Here is a 20,508-nt window from a genome sequence, read left to right on the forward strand (position 1 = left end):
TTTGCGCTTGCGCGGTGAGGGGCAAGACGGTATCTACAAGTAATGTTCTATTTCAAACGGTTATTGCTTGCTTGATAAGAGCAGGCTTGCCGGGGTTAGAACCAGCGCCAGGATTTGGCGGGGGGTGCGGCTCGAAAAGAATCGCATAATGCAGCGGCATCTATCGTGCGTTTTTTCGGGTTCAGCGCCAGCGCGGTTCGCAGGGCCGGCCAGCAGGTTTTGGGCAGGTGTTTGGGCTTTTTCAGTTTTCGGTCCAGTTTTTTCTTGCGGGCTTCGACGCCCGTCAGTCGCTGGAAAGGATGTTTGCCGCCCGCCAGTTCGAACAGCACACAGGCGACAGCGTAAACATCGGTGCTCATCGACAAGGGGCCGCCTTCGAGTAACTCGGGGGCCGCGTAGTTGGGTGTCCAGGCCTTGATGCGCTCTCGGCTCAGGGTCGGCAGCCCTGGAAGGACGCCGTCCATGGCCTGCCCGAGGCCAAAGTCGAACAGGCGCACGCCGTCTTCGGTGAGCATCACGTTGCTGGGCTTCAAGTCACCGTGCAGCACGCCTCGGCCATGGGCATGCGCCAGGGCGTCCAGCAATTCGATGGCGATATCGCGCAGTTCGATCCAGGGTACGCCGAGTGGCCGTTCGCACAGCAAGCGGTCCAGCGGCAGACCTTGCATCAGCTCCATGGTGATAAAGGCCCGCCCACAGGCCGAGTCCACGTCGAAATCAAACATCTGCATCACGCCGGGGTGGCGCAGGTGTCGGGTCAACGCGAACTCGCTGTACAGCAACGCGTTGGCATCCGGCGTTTCTGCGAACGCTTCGCCGAGGATTTTCACGGCTATCTCGGCGCCAGTTTCACCGAACTGCTCATGCAATAAATCCCGCGCCCGATAGACCGTGCCCATGCCACCGGCACCCAGCAAACGCTCAATGCGATAACGGCCAGCCAGCACGTCGGGCAGCGGTGGCAGGGGCTCGGTCATTGGCTGATCACCACGGCGGTCAGGTTGTCCCGAGCGCTGCCACACCGTACTTCGTCGAACAGCGTGTGCAGCGATTCAAGACTCATGGCTTCGCGCACCATTTCGTTGTCGAGGCCCTGATAAAACCCGTCACTGCACAGCAAAAACACATCGCCCGAACACACCTCCAACTCCAGCACTTCCAGCTTCAGCTGGTCGGTGGCACCTATGGCGCGGGTCAGTGCGCGGGCGTTGGGGGATTGGCTGGCTTGTTCGGGCGTCATTTTTTGCTCGTCGATCAGTTGCTCCAGCAGCGAGTGATCGCGGGTCAATTGATGCAGACGACCCTCGCGCAGCAGGTAGCAACGGCTGTCACCCGCCCAGACACAGGCGCCGCGTGTGCCGTCGATCAACAGTGCCACCACCGTACTGCCCATGATGCTGTCGCGGCGATCCGGGGTGATGGTCAACTCCTGACTCATTCGTCGATTGAGCCAGTGCAGACACTTGCGCACGGCAATCACACGCTCGTCGAAGCGGCCCTCCTCGGGCAGTTCGGCGAGGTGGGTGATAATCATCTGGCTGGCGACATCGCCACACTGATAACCGCCCATGCCATCGGCGACCGCCCACAATCCGTGCTGCGGACAGTCAAGAAACGCGTCCTCGTTGCGCGCCCGCACCTTGCCGGTGTCGGTACGCGCCACACTGCGCCAAGGGTTGGCCGGCCCCATCAGAGCTGCGCCGGCAGACGGAAGCTGCGTAAGCCTTCGACGTCGAACGGGTTCGGCGAGCGCTGACTGAGCAACAGGTAGTTGGCGCGCAGGCCACCCACATCGGCCTTGAGCACCATCACATCGCGGCCTTTCAGGTATTCGGTTTGCATCAGATCGAACAGGCGGAACAACGACCACGGGCCGGTATTTTTCTCGATGCCCACCGGGCGACCGACCATTTTTTCCAGCACCAGACTCGTGCGCCCGTCTTCGGCGTCGGTTGGCCAACTGAACGACATCGGCACGATAGGGCCGTGGAGGTAGTCCATCTGCTGATTGCCGAAACGGAATTCGGCACGGCTCACGGTTGGGTCCAGGGTGTAGGGCTCAAGCTTGAATTGCACCTGTGGCTCGTTCGAGTTCTGCGCAAAGAAGCTTTGACGGATGACCTGCACGTGGCCCATTTGCGCCAGGTACAGACGAGACATCGGCAAGCTGCGGCCGTCGATGCTGCGCAGACGGTAGTTGCCCGCGCTGCCACTGACGAAGGGCCGCATGTAGGTATCGAAGAATCGATCCGCAACGCCTTGGGCCTTGAAGAACTCGCGGAAATCGCTGATGGCGACGTCGCTGGTGCTGTGGGCATTGAACGGATAACGCTGATGCAGCGCCTTGCTGTAGAACGCGTGCAGTTCCGTCTGATAACGCTGATTCAGGTACTGATAGGTGTCGTCGAGCACCAGCATCCAGGTGTCTTCGGCCAACACGTCCAGCCAGCCACTGATGGGGCGTGGCAAACGGCTGGTTGCACCGCGCAGGCTATTCAGCGCATCACGCTGGCCGCTCATGCGCAGCTTCGCCATTTCGTAAGCCGCCTGTTCCGGCTGACTGGAACGCGCCAGGCTCGCGACCTGCAATTGCAGATCGTTGAGCGCTTGCAGGGTTGGCATCAGCTCTGCTGCCGGACCGTTGTTGGCGTCCAGCAGTTGATGCAACGGTTCGAAACGGCGCTGCATGGATTTCTTTGCAGTGTCCGGCAGACTTTTGGCGAGTGTGCCTTGCGCCTTACCGGCTGCCGCAGCGGCGACTTTGCCTATGGCGCCCAATTTGCCGCCCGCATCGCCGACCGCTTCGGCCAGTTGCTCGGTGCTTTCGCTGAGGTCCGGGAAACGGGTGTTGTCGCGTACTTCCACCAACAGTTGCAGCAGCGGTGAATTGGCGGCAGTCAGGCCAGCAAGTTGACTAGCACCCTCGCCCGCGCTGCTGAATGGCTGCAAACCCATTTGGCCGATGGCTTCGCCCCAATGGTTGGCGTAGTCACGGAAATACAGCTGCTCCAGTTCGACCATCAAGCGCCGCAAGTCCATGCCGCTGATGCCGGTGCTTTCACCCAGTACCCAGTTATCCCGCAGGATTTCGTTCACCAGACTCGCACCCTGGGTGGTGAAAAATTGCTGATAACCGCGTTGGGTATAGAAGCCAGGAATCAGGTAATCGGTGCCGCTGAACAACGCGCCTTGTGGGCCGAGGTGCTGGCTGAGGCGGTATTCCGGCAAGCTGTGGGCTTGTTCACGCAGGGCGCGATACACCACAGCGGATTGCGATTCGGCCCGCAGGACCTGACGTGCCTGGGCCACCAAACCGTCGTTAAGTGGATAGACAAATCCGTGTGTGAGCAGGCGACTGAAATGCTCGTTCAAGCCGTTCTGCACCGGGGCGTTGCCGATGTAGCGCAGCGACCAATCGGCTGCAACCCATTCCTTGAGCCAAGTCGAATCACGGCGCTCGGTGAGGTTGAGCATCAGGTAGGCGCGCAGGCTGCCCAACAGCCGTTCGCGGTCGTTCATGTTGGCGCGTACTTGCGCTTCAAGGGTGCGGGCGACGCGTGGCAACAGCTGTTCTTTCAATTCACGCTGGTAGGCATCGTCGAGCACCGGGTAACTCGGCTCGCCCTGATAAAGCCCGTTGCGTTCATGCAACTGCACATCACTGAGCGCAGGGAATACGCGACTTGCAGCGTAGCCCGTGTCCAACAGCTGAAGCGCCGCCATGGCGTCATCTTGAGGCCCCAACTCGGCGTGCTGTTTAGTCAGGTTTTGCGCGAACTCTCGCAGTTGTTCAAGACGGCTGTGGTTGGCAGAAAAGCCAAGGGCCCAGAGCAGACCGCATACTCCCAGCGCAGAAAATGCCGTCACGTACAACGCACGCTGACCCCAGTGGATACGGCGGCGCTCGCGCTTGTTGAGGCCCGCGAGTTCGGCTTCGGGGAAGATCACTCGGCTTAGCAGGTGATTGATGAAGCGGGCCGAGCCGGTGAATAGCGGAAATGCCGCGTCGCTTTTTCCTGCGCCCTTGAGCGGGACGCCTGACTGAGTGGCGCTGGTCAGATAGAAGCCACGAAGTCGGCTGGCACTTTGGTAGCGATTGCCGCCCAATGTGTCCTTCACGAACTCGCACAGGCCTGGGCCAATCGCGCCCAATTTATGCGGGAAATCGAGAATAACGGCACTTCTCTCAGGCACACGCTCCTGATGCATGCGCGTGATCACCTGGCTATTGAGGCGTTGCAGCAGTGCTTCAAATTCCTGGCGCAACACCTTGAGATCATTGCCGTTCTGATCATCGGCAAAGCTCGCACCCAACACCTGATCGCTCTCCTGTTTTGTGAGCTGATCGAAAAACACCTCGAAGCCCGCAATCTCATCCGCTTTGCTGAGCACCAGGTACACCGGCAGATCAACGCGTAGTTGCTGACGAATATCCTTCAGGCGGCTGCGCAATGTCGTTGAGAGACGCTTTAGTTCATCCGGCCCATCGCTTTTTTTGCGACCCAACAGCTCGGCTGGAACCGTAATGATGACCCCATTGAGTGGTCGGTTTCGGCGACGCATGCGCAGTAGATTGAGGAGGGTTTTCCAGGTGTGTTGGTCAGCATCGTCCTTCGAATCCAGAGCGGATCCACCGGTATCAATCAACACACCCTGTTCACCGAAGTACCATTCGTAAAACGTTGGGCTCGGCTCTGCCTTGGTGTCGACTTCGTTAAGTGGAAACTCCAGACCCGAGTGTTTCAGCAGGCTGCTCTTGCCGCTCTTCTCCGGGCCGATCAACAAATACCACGGCAAATCGTTGCGCCAGCGCTCGCTGCGTCCGCGATACAGGCTGGCGGTTTTCAGGGTTCGAAGCGCTTTTTTGAACAGTTTGCGCAGCCGCTTATCTTTATTCGCGATGTCCTGCTCAAGCTTCAGACGGGCGTTGCCAGCCTCGCTTCCTTCGGCTTCCTGTTTACGCTGTGTGCTCCGCCAGCTTTCAAAAACGACGAACAGACCCCATGCCAGAAACAGCGCGCTGATGCTCAGCAAACGAGCGCTCGCGTCTTCCCAGAACTTGTAATCGTCAACGGCCAGCAGCGGCCCCAGAAACCACACTGCAAGCGCGGCCAACAGGACCAGCAACAGCGTCCAGACCCACGTCTTTCCGAGGAAGGTCGCCAGCTTTTTAAAGAATATTTTCATCGTGCTTCCCTGCCCTGCAACGGCGTTTGAGTCGTTGCAGCATCAAGCTGACGGTAAGGTTCAAGAACAGTCTCGCGCTGTTCGCTCAGTACCCAGGCGAACCCGGAATACATGACCGCCAGACACATCAGGGTGAACAGGACGACCAACCACCACGGGACGATGCGCACCAGGTTTCGGCGCTTGTCCTGGAGGCCATGCCAATGGGGCGACAGCTCACGCGGAACGTCGCCGCGCAGGTGGCGAATGGTTCGGTAGAGGCCATCGCGGATGTCTTCCAATTCGGTCTTTTCCTGGCCATCGACGCCGTATTTACCCCTGAACCCCAACGCCATACATAGGTACATCAGTTCAAGCAGGTGCAAGTGCTTGACCGGGTTGACGCTGTAACGGGTCAATATCTCGAAGAACGCTTCACCCCCAGAGGTTTTCTGGTGAAACTCGTTCAGCAGGGTCGTCTTGGACCATGTACTGCCCTCGCCTGCCTTGGTTTGCAGCACCGCCTCATCGACAAAGGTACAGAGCACATAGGACGCGTCATTCAGCAGATGACGCTCGGCGCCGAGCTTTGCAGCATGTGCTTGATACCCCTTTAGGTCAGCCAACAACGTGCTGTGTAGGGTTTCGAGGCTGGCCTTCTTGTCCAGTTTTTTGAGCCCCGCAACGGCCGACAGCACATGAGCGGCTGCGGCGACCAGCGGGTTAATACTTGCGCTGTAGGTGTGGAGCGAATGGCTTTGGGCGGATTGGTTTTTTTGGGCTTCCAGATCCTGGGTCTGGGTCGAAGCTGTCGCACCCGTCAGAGGCTCTATGCCAGGGCCGGGGCCAGATGCACCGTTGAAAACAGTTAAGTCATCCGCGCCGAGTTGTTTATCTGTCGTTAGATCACTCATTTCTTGATCGCCCAAAAATCGAGTTCAAGGGCAGCGATTTCGCTAGACACATGGAACGCAAAACCACCGGACTTCTTCAGTTGCGCCGATTCCTCGGTGTCCAGATCAAGAATGAAATAGGCCTTGTCGGCATGAAACGCGAGTTCCCGGGGGGCGACGGGCAGCGGTCTGAGCTTGAAGCCCGGCAGGTGTAGATTGACCAGATTGCGGATGGTTTCAACCGTGCCGATCTTGAGCTGGGCAGGCAGGCGATTGCGCAGTTCTTCAGCCGTGCAATGGGCGCCGGCTACCAGCACGAAGGTCGAGCTGTCGAAATGTTGATGGTCGGCGATTATCGCGACCTGGACACCGTAATCGCGAGCTGTGATCGGCAGCGGCGTCGCATGTTCTTCAAGCACCATCGCCATCAATTGGCGGAAAACATTCAACAGCGCTTCAAAGCTCAGGCTCAGATCGCTGTGTCTATAGTTGAGCGTCACGGGTACGCGCCTGTTGGCGCTGGCGAAAGTCGATAACTCACCCACCACCGTCAGTAGCGTGCGGTACAACTCCTCGGGGTGGACGTGTTGCAGATCTTTGTAATGAAGCAGGATCAACTGCGTGCGATTCATCATCTGCATGAGCATAAAATCACCCACCTCAGAGCCACCCATCTTGCCGTTGGAGCTCAGGCGCTCGGCCAAGGCCGCACAACGGGTGTCCACCAACCGGATCACTTCGTCCAAACGTCTCAGCAAATACTTCGAAGCCTTGGAATGAATGACCGTCGGCGAGTAACTGTCATTCATCGTGACCCCGCCATCCTCCGTGCAATCAGTGATCTCTCCCACCTTCAGCGTTACAAAAACCTGATCGCTTTGTTGCTCGCCCAGCAGCAAACAAAAATTCGGTCGGCCGCAGTGCACCTGACTTTCAATGCCCTCCCCGGCATTTGAATTGGCAATCGACATGTCGTAGATGGTGTAGCGCGCCAGCACGTCTTTATCTGTCTCCTCTCGGGCTTCGATGTAGTTGCCTGTCATCAGCGGCAGCCCGAGGTAGACCGCGGTTTTGCCGATGTTGTGCGGCACTTGCACCATCAGCGGCTCGATAAGACCCTCCAGGTTAAACAAGCTTCCGTCGGGGAGAATGCCGCTTGCGCGACTGAGTACCAGCTTGCCGATTTTTAAAGGTTCTACCTCGATCTCCAGCTCAAGAAACCCCCACATGTAACGCCCCAGCAACTGGGTGCGGGTTTTCATCTGGTGGTCGTAATAACGGTCGTTGTGCTGGAAGTGCTGTGGGCGCAGAAGCATGCCTTCGCGCCAAATCACTTTATGGGCGTTCATGGTCAGTCTCCTGCCGTGGCGAGTGGATTAAGCGCGTTGTGGATACCGGCCTGATCCAGGCGCAGCTCGGCGTAGGTCCGCTCGGTCGGCGACAGCTGGATCACATAGCGCCATTTGGTTTCTGGCAGGTCACGGTAGGCCGCCAGCACGCCGACATAGCGGCTGCCACTGTCGACGCTGAGCTTGAGGTCGATGCTTTCGCCCGGCCGTAACTCCAGCTCTTCACCGGCCACCCAATCGGGCGCCAGCGATTCCTTGGGCCGTTCATACAAGCTGAAAAAATCGCCATTCTCGAACGCCACCGGGTTCTTCAACTCCAGCAAGCGCAGCACAATCGGCGAGGGTCGACCGTGGAGGTCGGGGTTGAGTTGGTCACTGGCCGTCAGCTTTAAATCCAGCTTGGTCAGTTTGGAATACGGCGACAGCGTCGAGCACCCCGCCAGGAGCAACAGGGTCGCCATGGCGGCCAGAGTTTTGAAACGGGACATATTCAAACTGGACATGCGCATCATCCTTGGTAATCGGTGTGAAGACTGTCGACCAGCCGGACCTGTTCTTCGTAGGCTTGGGCAAAGTCGCGCGCCAACAGGCGTTCGCTCCAGTCATCGTCCTGGCTCAATGCCTGGTGATAACGGCCATATGCGCGCCACTGGCTGCCGGCTGTGGCAAACAGCGGGTTGTGTCCATCACGCTCGAAACGCAGGGTCAGGTGCTGCGGCGCGAAATGCTCCAGGGTGCTGCGCAGGGCCGCGCGGCTGGCGCTGAGCAAAGCCACCTGGTGCGCTTGCAGGTCATGAAACGTCCGACTGATCGCCTGTTCCGCGCTTAACTGCGGCTTGCTGGCGAGCAGCAAACTGTTCACGGCTTCGCTGGCATTCACGGCATGCTTGAGCGGATTTTTGTGGGTGTACTGCCCAGTGGTCAGTGCCAGGCGCAGTTCGTTTTTCAGCTCGCTGCGGGTGCGCAAACTCTGCTGCAAGCCGCCCACACACTGCTTGAACAGTCGCGCAGTGTTGACCGCCAAGGCTTCTCTGCCCTCCGGGTCCAGATCATCGATGTCGATGCCTAGCGCCTGGGCAAATTGTTGCCAGAACGCTTCGCCCTGACGTGCTGGTGGTGGTGCCGGTGGCGGCTCGGGAATGGGCTCAGCAGCCGGCGCCACCAACGTCGGGGTCCGCACGTGCTCCCTCTCGATGGGCGCGTAGTCCGCGCACTGCTGCGGTTCTAGCACGGGCATGTTCGAGGCGACTGGTTGATCCACAGAAGCCATTGGCATCTCCCCGAAATAGGCATCCTCGGGAATGGTCATCCCGCTGCCCGACAGTGGTGTCGGAAGGCTGACCTCGGCGGCCGGCTCGACCAAATCGCGCAGCACCTGCGCCCGGATTTTGAACCGGCCCAAATGGTACTCACCACCGTCGACGATGCGCTGTTCATCCCCGTGCTTCATCCGCTCGCCACTGGTGTTGTCCCAGGTACCGTTGGTGCTGAGGTCGGTCAGGCAAAAATGGCTGCCGCAATAGCTGACCAGCGCATGTTGGCGAGACACTTGGCTAGTGGAGTCGATAATCACCCAGCCGGAGTGCCCTCTGCGGCCAATCGAACCGCCCGCCACCGTGAACACTTTGCGGTTCACCTGCGAAGGGTCCGACTGTTCGCTGTTTAGTATTTCCAGAACCAGTTCCATTGTGCTGCTCTCCTTGCGGTCACTTGCCGCGATTGACCACATGCGGGTCACCCAGGGGACGATAGGTGTCGTCGTTGAATTTGTAGTTGCCGCTACAGCCGCCAAGGGCACTTGAAACGAGCAGCGCCAGCAAGACAGCCGGCCAGTGACGAACAGACATCAGAGGGTCTCCATGAGTGAGTGCAGGCAGAGCTGCAAGGGAACGGGATGGGTGTGAAAACGGGATCGACATGCGCGGCTCAACTCCCCACATCGCAAGCGCGAATATTCAAACGAGCCATGCGATACAGCAGGGTGCGTCGTGGCAGTCCCAGTTGGCGGGCGGCGATGGTTTGATTGCCATCGGTCTTGCGCAGGCAATCGAGCAACAAGCCGCGTTCGATCTGGCTCAGGCGTGCGCGCAGGTTCAGCCCACTGTCAGCAGGCTCCAGCGCACGCCGCAGGGCAAAGTGCTCGGGCAGTAACTCGTCGCCTTCGCACAACAGGATGGCGCGCTCGACGAGCCCCTTCAGTTCACGGACATTGCCGGGGAAGGCGTAGCCACACAGGTGGTCGAGCGCGGCATCGGACCAGTCCAACTGATCGAGCTTGAGAAAGGTGCAGGCCTGACGGGCGAAATGCCGCGCGAGATCCAGCGCATCACCGCCACGGTCCCGAAGCGCTGGCAGCTCAATGGGAAATTGCGCCAGGCGGTAATACAGGTCTTCGCGAAAGCGACCATCGGCCACCCGTGCAATAAGATCGCAATGAGTCGCGGCGATGATGCGCACGTCGATTTTGTGCGTGTCGTTGGAACCCAACGGGCGGATCTCGCCTTCTTGCAGCACACGTAAAAGCTTGGCTTGCAGCGACAGGGGCATGTCGCCAATCTCATCGAGCAACAGGGTCCCGCCATCAGCGGCATCGAACAGGCCCATGCGGTCACGGTCAGCGCCGGTGAAGGCACCTTTGCGGTAACCGAACAGCTCGCTTTCCAGCAAGCTCTCAGGAAACGCCGCGCAATTCTGCACAATGAATGCCTTGGAGCTCCGCGACCCGCTGTCATGAATGGCGCGCGCCACGACCTCCTTGCCGGTACCGGTTTCGCCCATGAGCAGCACGGTATAAGGGTTATTCAGCACCTTGCCGATCAGCTTGCAGGTCTGGCGCATGGCAGGACTTTTACCGATCAGTCCGTAGCCACTGGCGACCGGCACCACGTCGACCGAAGAAGGCGGCGCGCCGGGTGATCGGCGCGATGGCTGCAGCAGGCGCATCTGCCCTAGGGCGAACGCACCCAGTTGACCCAGCGAATCGGCGAATCCCGCGAGTTCGCGATGATCACGGCTCGCGCAGACCAGCAATCCGCTGACGGCCTTGTGTTAATCGAGCAGGGGTACGCACAGCAGCGATTTCCAGGGCTTTGCGCCTGGTGGCAGAAAATCGGTCTCGTGCAGGCTGGCATTCAACTCACACAGGCTGACCACTTTGTTCTGGCACAACGCGTATTGCAGCAACTGCTCGCCATCGTAATCCGCAGGCAGGCTCGTGGCGGCTCTTGGCTGTAAAAGTCCCTGCCAATATTCGGCATTCAGAATGAGGCGGGTATGCGTGGCATCCAGCAGATACAACTGGCTGAGTTCACACGCGCTGAGCTCGGCGGACGCACGCACGAAATCGCCAAGCAACGTCGCCCCATCGTCAGCCCGGGACAGATGGGTAAACTGCGCCAACAGCGCCTGAGCGAAACGCAAGGGTTGCGGCACATGTGTGAACATCACGTCCACCTCACGCAAACTCGCACACGACAGCGCCTTGCTCATCGAGAGTGGCGTGCACCCGCTTGAGCGTTTCTCCAGCAGCCATGGCGTCGAGCAGCCGGTCGGCAATCAGTGGCAGCACGTGGGAATCGAGCAAGTAGTCGATCAGGCGCGCGCCGCTATCGCTCTGGGTGCAGCGCTCGGCAAGATGATCGACCAGCGCCTGGCAATGGCTGAAATCCAATCGGCGTCGCGTCAGACGCTCGGCCAGACGTTGCAGTTTGATCTCGATCAGTTCGCGCAATACCGGGCCACTGACCGGGTAGTAAGGCACCACTCGCATTCGCGCCAGCAGTGCCGGTTTGAAGTGCTGGCTGAGCACCGGGCGGATGGCTTCTTCCAGCGCTTCGGCAGTGGGACGATTACCGTTGCTGCAGAGCGCATTGATACGCTCGCTGGCCAGGTTCGAGGTCATCAGGATCAGCGTATTGCGAAAGTCGATTTCGCGCCCCTCGCCGTCATTGGCGATGCCCTTGTCGAAGATTTGGTAGAAGAGATTCAGGACGTCGGGATCGGCTTTTTCGACCTCGTCGAGCAGCACCACCGAGTACGGCTTCTGCCGAACCGCTTCGGTGAGCATGCCGCCTTCGCCATAACCGACATAGCCAGGTGGCGCACCGATCAACCGGGAAACGGTGTGCTTTTCCTGAAATTCGGACATGTTGATGGTGGTGAGAAAACGCTCGCCGCCGTACAGTAAGTCCGCCAGCACCAGCGCGGTTTCGGTTTTACCCACGCCGCTAGGACCGACCAACAGAAAGACCCCGACCGGCGCATCCGGTTTATTCAGCCCGGCCGCGGTAGCGCGCATCGAACGATCCAGTGCATGCACCGCCTGCTCTTGCCCCCGAATACGCGCGCGCAAATCGATGGCGAAGCTGGCAACCCTGGCATTGTGTTCGCGCGCCATTTGCGCCAGAGGCACGCCCGTCCAGGCGCTGATCACTTCGGCAACCTGTCGCGGGCACACCTCAAAACTCACCAGTCGTTCCAGCGCTTGCGCCTCAATCAGCGTGCGATGGGTTGCCTGCAATTCGGCTTCAAGGGCCAGCAGCCCGGCTGCTGCATCCTCAGTGGTTGCACCGACTTCATCGTTTTCAACGGAGCGCGCCTGGGCCACTTGCTGACGTAGCTCAAGTAGGCGTTCCGCGAGCTGCCGTTGTTCACCCCAACTTTTTTCCAGTGTTTGTTGTTCGCGCTCGGCTTCTTCAAGACGCTCTTCCAATACGCTCAATGCGTCTTGATCGATCAGCAGTCCTGCCTCGGCATCCCGACGCAACGCAATACGTTGGCGCCCTCCTTCGGCCAACTCGCTGCGCACCCGCTCCAGACATTCCGGCGCGGCGGCGAGGCTGATGCGCACCCTGGCACACGCGGTGTCGAGCACATCAACAGCCTTGTCCGGCAGCAGTCGACCCGAGAGATACCGCGCCGACAATTCGGCCGCTGCCACGACCGCATCGTCACGCAGATAGATGCCGTGGCTCTTTTCATAAATCGGTGCCAGGCCACGCAGAATAGTGATCGCCTCACTGACCGTAGGCTCATGCAGCTGCACTGGCTGGAAACGCCGCGCCAATGCCGGGTCTTTTTCAAAATATTTTTTATACTCGGCCCAGGTGGTCGCAGCGATGGTGCGTAACTCTCCCCGGGCCAGCGCCGGCTTGAGCAGGTTGGCGGCGTCCGAACCTCCCGCCTGGCCTCCCGCACCGATCAAGGTGTGGGCCTCATCAATAAACAGGGTGATCGGTTTGGGTGATGCTTTTACTTCATCGATCACGCCTTTCAAGCGCCGTTCGAACTCACCTTTGACGCTGGCACCGGCTTGCAGCAAGCCCATGTCCAGCGACAGCAATTCGACGCCCTTGAGCGCCTGCGGCACTTCGCCCCGCGCAATGCGCAAGGCCAGCCCCTCAACGATGGCGGTTTTGCCGACCCCCGCTTCACCCACCACAATGGGATTGTTTTTCCGCCGACGGGCCAGGATGTCGATCATCTGGCGGATAGCCCCATCGCGACACAGCACCGGATCTAGCTTCCCGTCGCGGGCTTGTTGAGTCAGGTTGTGAGTAAAACGTGCGAGCAGCGACTCACCTGTTACAGCGGGTTTACCGGCAGCGTCCGGCTCGGCTTTTTCTGACAACGCAAAGTCCCTCAGGCGATCACCGTCCAACGTGGCCAGCAGTGCCTGATAACGACTGCCGGCGTAACGCATCGGGTTACGCAGCAGCGCCAGAATCAACGCGGACTGGGCCACCTGGCTCTGGCCCAGTTCCAGATTGGCAACCAGTAAGGCGTCTTGCAGCCATTGCACCAACTCGGGCGCAAACACCGGATTGCGCGAAGCGCTGTGCTCGACTCGCGGTTGCAATGCAGCAGCCAGCTCACCGGCATCGACCTGTGCATCCAACAGTGCTCGCGCCAACAACCCCTGCGGTCGCTCAAGTAGCGCGAGCAGCAGGTCTTCGACCAGGATTTTGCTACCGCCACGAGCCACACAACGCTCGGCAGAACCTTCCAGGTCGCGGCGGGTTTCGGCGTCGAGCGCCTGAATTAGTTGTTGCAGGTCTACGTTGATCAAAATCAGGCGTCCTTAATGGATTTTGCTGCCGAGGGTGACGATGCCGTCGGCGCGTTCGCGTCCGAGCCAGCTGGTCCAGCCAAGACGACAGTCGTTCTGCGGGTCGAGGCGCAGCTCACGAATTTCTTCATGACGCAGTACCAGTCGAATGTCGTAATCAAGCGGGTCTCGCAGGGTGAAACGCACCAGCGCGCATAACGGCTGATAGCCCGTGCCAATGGGGAGAAAGTCGTGAAAGCTCTGCCAACTCAGTTCGCGGATGTGCACGCGAAACTTGCCGCCGCAATCGCGCACTCGCTCGCCCAGCACAAGGTCCTCGCCCAGCCGGCTATTGGCGGTTCCCAGACGATTACGCTGCTCTTCGAGAATCTGCACCGTGCGCTCGATGCACTGTTCAATAACCAGTTCGGCGTGCTTGAAGTAGTACCGCAGCACGGCCTCGATCAGCGCTGCCGAATGAGCACGCAGGCTGAGCAGGCCCAGGTAAGGCAGCAACCGTTTCCAGTTCAGCTCCCTGGCTTCGCGAATAGCCTCACCACCCAGCCCGATCAAGGCGAAAAGCTGTGCCGAAAACGGGTCCTGCGCTTTGCTTTCGAAACGCGCTTGATAGCGATATTTGCGCCAGATCGGTAGCAGCAAACGTTGCAAGCGATGATGAAAAAGGTCGAGGAAATCGCGCGTCGAATTGCCCTCTTCGCGGTCCCCTAGAGCTTGCTCGCCATAGAAGGCGGGCAGCGGCGAGCCCGCCCCCATCAGGCTGATCAAGTTAAGACGCAGGCGCGCCCGCATCACCCCGTGCTCTTCAAAAAACTGCACGCGGTCTATATCGCTGCCAGGAAAGCCAAAGCTTGGGTTGGCCTGAAATTCCAGCAGGTCATACAGCTGCTCGTCATTCATCGGGGCGTTGGATTGACGCAACCGCGCCATGATCTGCGGCACCGCCTGGAAGATCGAATACTCGCGTATGGCCTTGCTCAACCCGCTTAAAGCAGGGGCTGCAGACCCATTCGTGGTGTCCATTGGTACTCCTCACCCTGTGTGCTTTTCACGTGTAGTTCGTGGTACGAATTGAGGCTGGCATAGAGCGCGAAGAACTCGTTGAGCACCGAAGCGAAGAGGAACAAATCGCCTTCGCCGACGTAGCCCTGAGGGTCGATGATCAGTTCCGTGCGCAAACCGCGCAGAGGCAAGCCGCGATGTAGACGGTCAACGGGTTGATGGCTGATGGACTTCAGGGCGTTAAGACGGGTTTTGCTGGCATTACGAGCCTGTTGGTCGTAATAGCGCGGCAGGTCGTAGGTTTCGAGAATCACCTTGAGCGCGTTGACGTTGACAAGGGACACGTAGTTCAGCGACATGTTGCTGATCAACTTCCACAAGAAGTCGCTATTCAGGGGGGGTGGATAACTCGACGTCGGGCTGAGGATATTGCGAAAAGTCAGGGACTCACGCGCACCTGATGCCGCCACGCAGATATCCCCTTTCTTGAGCTGACGTGGCAAATTCTGATTGGTGCAGGTCAGTTCGATGGACACCGTGTCAGTACTGTCAGGGTCATGAAGGCCAAAACGCAGGAACGTGTCCAACCCCTCGTGCAGCAATGATTGACGCTGCCGAACGCTGTAATGCGGGCGGGCCTGTAACGCGTCGAAACTGGGGTCGTGCTCGAAGGACTCGAACGGCACGAACACCTTCGCATCAGCTTCACCCTTTTGACTGGCGCTCACGCTATCAACGGAAAACACACCGTAGTTCCCCCGATTCTTTTCATCGGGTAGCAACAGGTACTCGTCCTCCCTGCCATCAAACCTGATCGGCGACGCATGGTGCTTGAACAGATTGGCGATGGGCGTGCAATACAGCTTCACGTTATTCAGCGTCGGGCGCTGGCGCTGCATGCCGTTTTTATTGATGGTGAAACGCAGCAAGACACTCCGCGCGCGCTTGAGCGTGTCTTCAGGGATACGTCCGAGAACACCCAGCCCGGACAGGTCAACGAACAGAAACTTGTCCTGGAACGCAAAATATTCCTGCAAATAGCGGTAACCGCGAAAGGTGTTCAGCGGGTAAGGAATCAATGCCTCATCTTCGGCAAACCCGACGGGCTGGACGTTTTCACTTGGCAATAGGAATGACAACGTGTTGCCTAGATCCACACCTTTCATGTGCTCATGTTTAGCGTCCAACGGAATCACCTCAATGCTGTCCAGATGACGCAGCAGGCTGAGATGAAGCGTCTGGCTGATGTAGCGGTCACCGGCAAAGTGCAGACGAAGACGGCTTAGATCGAGCTCGCCAAGATGCCCGTCACACGTCATATCCAGCCGCAGCGTCAGCAGGGCGCCGTCGCCATTTTCCGAATAATTCAAAGCACCCAATTGCAGGGCCGATACCTCGGTGGCATAACACGTGCTGAAACCACACACCACACCATCAAGAGACTGACTTTCAACATGCATATTGCGTTCAGCCAAAAGTGCCGGACCCGCCTGCTTCAAGGGGTCGAACTGCAACATGCTGAACGCCGGCAACGGGCGCATGTAGTTCGGCCACAACAGGTACATCAACGAATGGGTCAGCTCGGGCAGCTCATCATCGAGTTTCTGTCGCAGACGCCCCGTAAGAAACGCAAAACCCTCAAGTAGACGTTCCACATCGGGATCACACCCGCTCTGCCCAAGAAAAGGCGCCAACGCAGGGTTACGTTCAGCGAAAGCACCGCCCAACTGACGCAGTGCGTTCAGTTCGCTTTGGTAGTACTGATTAAACGACACGGGCGATAACCTTCCTGCACGCACACTGCGTGGTTGATTTTTTCGGGTGCGACAGTGCCGCTTCAGATAAAAAATGTTCCACGTGGAACACACGCTTTCGCTGATAACAAGGGAGGCTTGCTACTTAACCGTGACCTGTCCGTTGCTGTTCAGGCGCGCGGCAAAACTCACCAGGCGCTTGATGCCATTTACTTCGAGCAAACCCTCGATGGTGAATGCCAGTCTTAAGGGGTCGTTCTCGTTCGGAAGAGAATGGACTTTCACATCGGCCAGACGCGGCTCATACGCGCTCACGAAACCCTCTATGGCCGAGCCGGCCTGACTCAAGGACTCATGCAGGCTCAAGCTCATATTGTTCAGGTCCGGCAGCCCGTAGTCGGAAAGCGTCTGTACGCTGCCTGCACGAGTACTGAGCATTTTTGCCAAGTGGGCAGCCACCGAGTCCATGGCGCAATCCTCGCGACTTGATTCACTTCGCTTACGCGTGTCGCCGCCAAGGCGCTCGAAAAGGCTGCCGTATGCCGTCATGACGTTGCTCCGCTTACTCTTTGTCCAACTTGCCAACCAGCGACAAGGTGAAATCCGCCCCCATGTATTTAAAGTGCGGGCGCACGTTCAAGCTGACGCGATACCAGCCAGGCTCGCCTTCAACGTCGCTGACGACGATTTTTGCGGAGCGCAGCGGACGGCGGCCACGGACTTCAGAACTAGGGTTTTCTTGGTCTGCGACGTACTGGCGAATCCATTTGTTCAACTCTTGCTCAAGGTCGGTACGTTCCTTCCAGGAGCCCAGTTGTTCGCGTTGCAGCACTTTGAGGTAGTGCGCCAGACGATTGATGATGAACATATAAGGCAGCTGGGTGCCCAGTTTGTAATTCAGCTCGGCAGTTTTGTCTTCTTCACTGTTGCCAAAAAACTTCGGTTTCTGCACCGAACTGGCCGAGAAGAACGCAGCGTTGTCACTGCCCTTGCGCATGGTCAGGGAAATAAAACCTTCTTCCGCCAACTCGTATTCACGACGGTCAGAGACCAATACTTCGGTTGGAATTTTGGTTTCGATTTCGCCCATGCTGTGGAAGTGATGCAGCGGTAAATCTTCAACCGCCCCTCCGCTCTGTGGGCCGATGATGTTCGGGCACCAGCGGAACTTGGCGAAGCTGTCGGTCAACTTGGTCGCGAACGTGTAGGCCGTGTTGCCCCACAAATAGTGTTCGTGACTGGTGGCGACATTTTCTTTTTAGACAAAGGTCTTCACCGGATTTTCTTCAGGGTCGTAAGGATTACGCAGCAGGAAGCGCGGCACAGTCAGGCCAACATAACGCGCATCTTCCTGTTGCCGGAAACTTTGCCATTTGGCGAATTGCGGACCTCCGAAGTGATCTTTCAGGTCTTTCAGATCAGGTAAGCCGGTAAAACTTTCCAGACCGAAAAACTTCGGGCCCGCAGCCGCAATAAACGGCGCGTGTGCCATACACGCAATGCTGGAAACATACTGCATGGTTTTGACGTCGGGCGAACTTGGCGAGAAGAAGTAGTTGGCGATGATTGCGCCTACGGGCTCGCCACCGAACTGACCGTATTCAGCGGTATAAACATGCTTGTAAAGGCCCGACTGCATAACTTCCGGCGAGTCTTCAAAATCGTCCAACAGATCTTGCTTGGAAACGTTAAGCACCTGGATCTTGATGTTTTCACGGAAGTTGGTGCGCTCAACCAACAACTGCAGACCACGCCATGAAGCTTCCAGCGCCTGGAATTCCGAGTGGTGCAGAATCTCGTCCATCTGGCAGCTGAGCTTGGCATCGATCTCGGCGATCATGCGGTCAACCATGGCTTTCTTTACAGGCTCGCCGTTGTTCTGCGGCTTGAGCAACTCTTCGATGAAGGCCGAGACACCGCGCTTGGCGATTGAGTAGGCATCATCGTTGGGGCTGAGTCTAGTCTCGGCAATGATGCGGTCGAGGATGCCGCCTTCGAGTAGTTCAGTACTTTTTTGCTGTGCAGCTTTAGTGCTCATAGAGATGGCTTCCTTTGCTGATGAGGTCTCAAGCGTCCGGCGTAGCGGCGGCATTCATGCTCAGTTCACCCAGAACACGGGCACGCGCTTCATCGTCGGCGAGTACACCTTCGATAGCCTTTCGGAAAGCTGGCGCATTACCCAGCGGACCTTTGAGGGCCACAAGCGCATCCCGCAGCTCCATCAGTTTTTTCAACTCTGGAATCTGCTCGATCAGGTTGGCCGGGCCGAAATCTTTCATCGAGCCGACCTTGAGGTTGATCGCCAGCTCATCGGTGCAGCCCTCATCCTGAAGACGATTGGGTACGCTCAGCGTCAGGCGCAGTTTTTGGTTGGCCAGCACGTCGTCAAAGTTGTTTTTGTCGATGCTGATCGGCTTGCGATCCTCGACTTTGCGTTCATCCGCTTGCTGGGTGAAATCACCCAGTACCAGCAGCTTCAGCGGCAGCTCGATTTCTTCTTGAGCATTGCCAAGCGCGGGTTTAAAGGTGACGTTGATGCGTTCTTTAGGGGCAACCGAGCCTTCTTTGGCCATGGCGTTTCTCCTTGCGGTTATGACCCGAGGGCCTAGGGAAGTACTACTTCAAGATCGAGGTGGCACAACCGGTGGTAAACATCTTCCTTGCGCTCTCGCACCACTTGGTTTTGCGGCAACAGTTCGCAGCAGCTATACAGGAGGTGCAGCACTTGCAGCGCAAGGTCGGGCTCCCAGGCATCAAGGCCGGCATCCCGTAATTGCTGATCGAGAGTCTCAAGCTGGGTCTTGGCCAGTTCGTACTTCTTGGCCTGGTAACACAGTCGAGCGAGGCTCAATTGCCAGAAAAAACGTACCCTTCCACCTTGAGCGCTCTGCAAGCCCTGCTTGAGAATCTGCACGGCAGCCTTGAGACCATCCCGGCGCAAAACGGGCAATACGTCTTGCAAGGCGTCTTCCCAGACGGCTTGAGTGTTATCGCTTTGCAGCGCGCCGGGCGCATCGACCACTTGCAGATGAACCAACACATGGGCGCTGATCCAGCTACGTGTAGCGTCATCCGCGAACGGCACACCGTCGTGAAAGCGCAGGTCGACTATTCCCGGCAAACGCTGCAGCAATAGCGAAAGCTGAACCTCGACCTCGCGCATGGCCAAATCGGCATTGAGCCGCTGCAGGCACTCCCACACCATGCGTTGGCCGTCGAACCAGAACGGAGAAACAGCAAGGCTGGCCTCCAGATCGACCAGTAAATCGGCGTACTGCCCTTGATCCAGGCGCTCCTGATAGCTTTTCAGCCTGTCCGCCGGCAGCCCGCGCAAGACGGTGATGTGTTCGGCGTTACGCTCCGGGAGCGCCTCAATCGTCAGCCACAACAGGGTCCGATTGAGGCGTAAGGCACGAAGGTCGGTGGCTTTCTGGCGTAGCCACCAGGCGCACAAAGGCCGTGCATTTTCCTGCTGCACGCGCAGGGCTTTTTGCGCGTCCTTTTCATTATCGATGGGCGAACCCGGGGTGAAGAGTTGAGTGGCCGCCTGTTTCACCTGGGCGAGCGCCGCGCCCATCGCCCCTGGCTCAGGCTGGTTATTCGCTGCGCGCTGCACCATGGCTGCCAGTCGTCGCCGGATCGGCAATAACAACGGGGCGTCATTGCCCAACTGCAGCGTCAGCAGGGCATCCAGGCCCTCAAGGTGTTCAACCAGACGCCTGAACAGGGACAATTGCTCTTTAATCGGCACGCTCTCTGCCAACACCTGCTCAAGACGCGGCAACAACCAATTGAAGGCGGCTACGCGGGTACGCGATTTGAGCGGGTGCAAGCACTCCCAGTGGTCTTTGCAAAGGTGATGAAGCAGGCCGAACCCCGCCAATAAGCCTGCAAACGAATTTTTTTGGTACAGTGCCCACGCCAGCCAAACCGCCACACGCAGGTCTTTGGAGTGATCACGCAAGATCAACTCGCTGTCATCAAGGATTTTTTGCCAGTCGATTCGGCTGTTCTCATGCAGCGAATGGGCCTTGCCCAGCTCACTTTCCACCGCCTCGTATTCGTTGGAAAAACGAATATCATCCCCGGCGAAGTGCTCCTTGGAGATGGGGGTCCTGGCAAGATCCAGGTAACGGGCAGACAACTCAAGCGAGTAAGTCATCCGAGGCACGCACTGTCTGCACAATACGGAACGCACATCAATGCATGAGTACCTAATGCAGGTGCGCTAAACCAACTCCATGCGGGCGTGCAGAGCACAATCCTTTTATCGCACACCA

General features: G+C 58.3%; 14 protein-coding genes and 2 pseudogenes. All 16 read right to left on the bottom strand.

Annotated elements, in window-relative coordinates; genetic code table 11:
• Nucleotides 1–95: 95 nt before the first annotated feature.
• Complete coding sequence (locus RGU44_RS19480; RefSeq protein ID WP_416194645.1) at nucleotides 96–977, bottom strand: serine/threonine-protein kinase; 882 nt, start codon at nucleotides 975–977, stop codon at nucleotides 96–98.
• On the bottom strand, nucleotides 974–1,690 hold the full coding sequence (locus RGU44_RS19485) for a PP2C family serine/threonine-protein phosphatase (RefSeq protein ID WP_322218672.1): 717 nt from the start codon (nucleotides 1,688–1,690) through the stop codon (nucleotides 974–976). Before RGU44_RS19485 ends, RGU44_RS19480 begins: the two co-directional genes overlap by 4 nt.
• On the bottom strand, nucleotides 1,690–5,187 hold the full coding sequence (tssM, locus tag RGU44_RS19490) for a type VI secretion system membrane subunit TssM (RefSeq protein ID WP_322218674.1): 3,498 nt from the start codon (nucleotides 5,185–5,187) through the stop codon (nucleotides 1,690–1,692). The genes RGU44_RS19485 and tssM overlap by 1 nt, the downstream gene beginning before the upstream one ends.
• On the bottom strand, nucleotides 5,184–6,080 hold the full coding sequence (gene icmH / locus RGU44_RS19495; RefSeq protein WP_322177071.1) for a type IVB secretion system protein IcmH/DotU: 897 nt from the start codon (nucleotides 6,078–6,080) through the stop codon (nucleotides 5,184–5,186). The genes tssM and icmH overlap by 4 nt, the downstream gene beginning before the upstream one ends.
• Nucleotides 6,077–7,408, bottom strand: a complete 1,332-nt coding sequence (gene tssK, locus RGU44_RS19500) for a type VI secretion system baseplate subunit TssK (protein WP_322177072.1) — start codon at nucleotides 7,406–7,408, stop codon at nucleotides 6,077–6,079. The genes icmH and tssK overlap by 4 nt, the downstream gene beginning before the upstream one ends.
• Nucleotides 7,409–7,410: 2 nt before the next feature.
• A complete protein-coding gene (tssJ, locus tag RGU44_RS19505; RefSeq protein WP_322177073.1) occupies nucleotides 7,411–7,911 on the bottom strand; it encodes a type VI secretion system lipoprotein TssJ in 501 nt (166 codons plus the stop codon).
• 5 nt (nucleotides 7,912–7,916) lie between these two features.
• Nucleotides 7,917–9,095, bottom strand: coding sequence for a type VI secretion system-associated FHA domain protein TagH (tagH, locus tag RGU44_RS19510; protein ID WP_322177074.1), 1,179 nt, complete (start codon nucleotides 9,093–9,095; stop codon nucleotides 7,917–7,919).
• Between the two features lie 19 nt (nucleotides 9,096–9,114).
• On the bottom strand, nucleotides 9,115–9,255 hold the full coding sequence (locus tag RGU44_RS19515) for a type VI secretion protein (RefSeq protein ID WP_322218678.1): 141 nt from the start codon (nucleotides 9,253–9,255) through the stop codon (nucleotides 9,115–9,117).
• Nucleotides 9,256–9,334: 79 nt separating this feature from the next.
• Nucleotides 9,335–10,852 (bottom strand): annotated as a pseudogene (locus RGU44_RS19520) (sigma-54 interaction domain-containing protein).
• A 10-nt stretch (nucleotides 10,853–10,862) separates the two neighbouring features.
• On the bottom strand, nucleotides 10,863–13,475 hold the full coding sequence (gene tssH, locus RGU44_RS19525; protein ID WP_407074613.1) for a type VI secretion system ATPase TssH: 2,613 nt from the start codon (nucleotides 13,473–13,475) through the stop codon (nucleotides 10,863–10,865).
• A gap of 12 nt (nucleotides 13,476–13,487) precedes the next feature.
• Entirely contained in the window at nucleotides 13,488–14,495 is a 1,008-nt protein-coding gene (gene tssG / locus RGU44_RS19530; protein WP_322177077.1) for a type VI secretion system baseplate subunit TssG, read from the bottom strand.
• Nucleotides 14,459–16,249, bottom strand: coding sequence for a type VI secretion system baseplate subunit TssF (gene tssF / locus RGU44_RS19535; protein ID WP_322218680.1), 1,791 nt, complete (start codon nucleotides 16,247–16,249; stop codon nucleotides 14,459–14,461). Before tssF ends, tssG begins: the two co-directional genes overlap by 37 nt.
• 120 nt (nucleotides 16,250–16,369) lie before the next feature.
• On the bottom strand, nucleotides 16,370–16,777 hold the full coding sequence (tssE, locus tag RGU44_RS19540; protein ID WP_322218682.1) for a type VI secretion system baseplate subunit TssE: 408 nt from the start codon (nucleotides 16,775–16,777) through the stop codon (nucleotides 16,370–16,372).
• 13 nt (nucleotides 16,778–16,790) lie between these two features.
• A pseudogene (tssC, locus tag RGU44_RS19545) lies at nucleotides 16,791–18,266 on the bottom strand (type VI secretion system contractile sheath large subunit).
• 28 nt (nucleotides 18,267–18,294) lie between these two features.
• Nucleotides 18,295–18,801, bottom strand: coding sequence for a type VI secretion system contractile sheath small subunit (tssB, locus tag RGU44_RS19550; protein ID WP_322218684.1), 507 nt, complete (start codon nucleotides 18,799–18,801; stop codon nucleotides 18,295–18,297).
• 32 nt (nucleotides 18,802–18,833) lie between these two features.
• A complete protein-coding gene (tssA, locus tag RGU44_RS19555) occupies nucleotides 18,834–20,390 on the bottom strand; it encodes a type VI secretion system protein TssA (RefSeq protein ID WP_322218688.1) in 1,557 nt (518 codons plus the stop codon).
• Nucleotides 20,391–20,508: the final 118 nt, after the last annotated feature.

Source organism: Pseudomonas sp. 5C2, from assembly GCF_034314155.1.
Taxonomy (GTDB): domain Bacteria; phylum Pseudomonadota; class Gammaproteobacteria; order Pseudomonadales; family Pseudomonadaceae; genus Aquipseudomonas.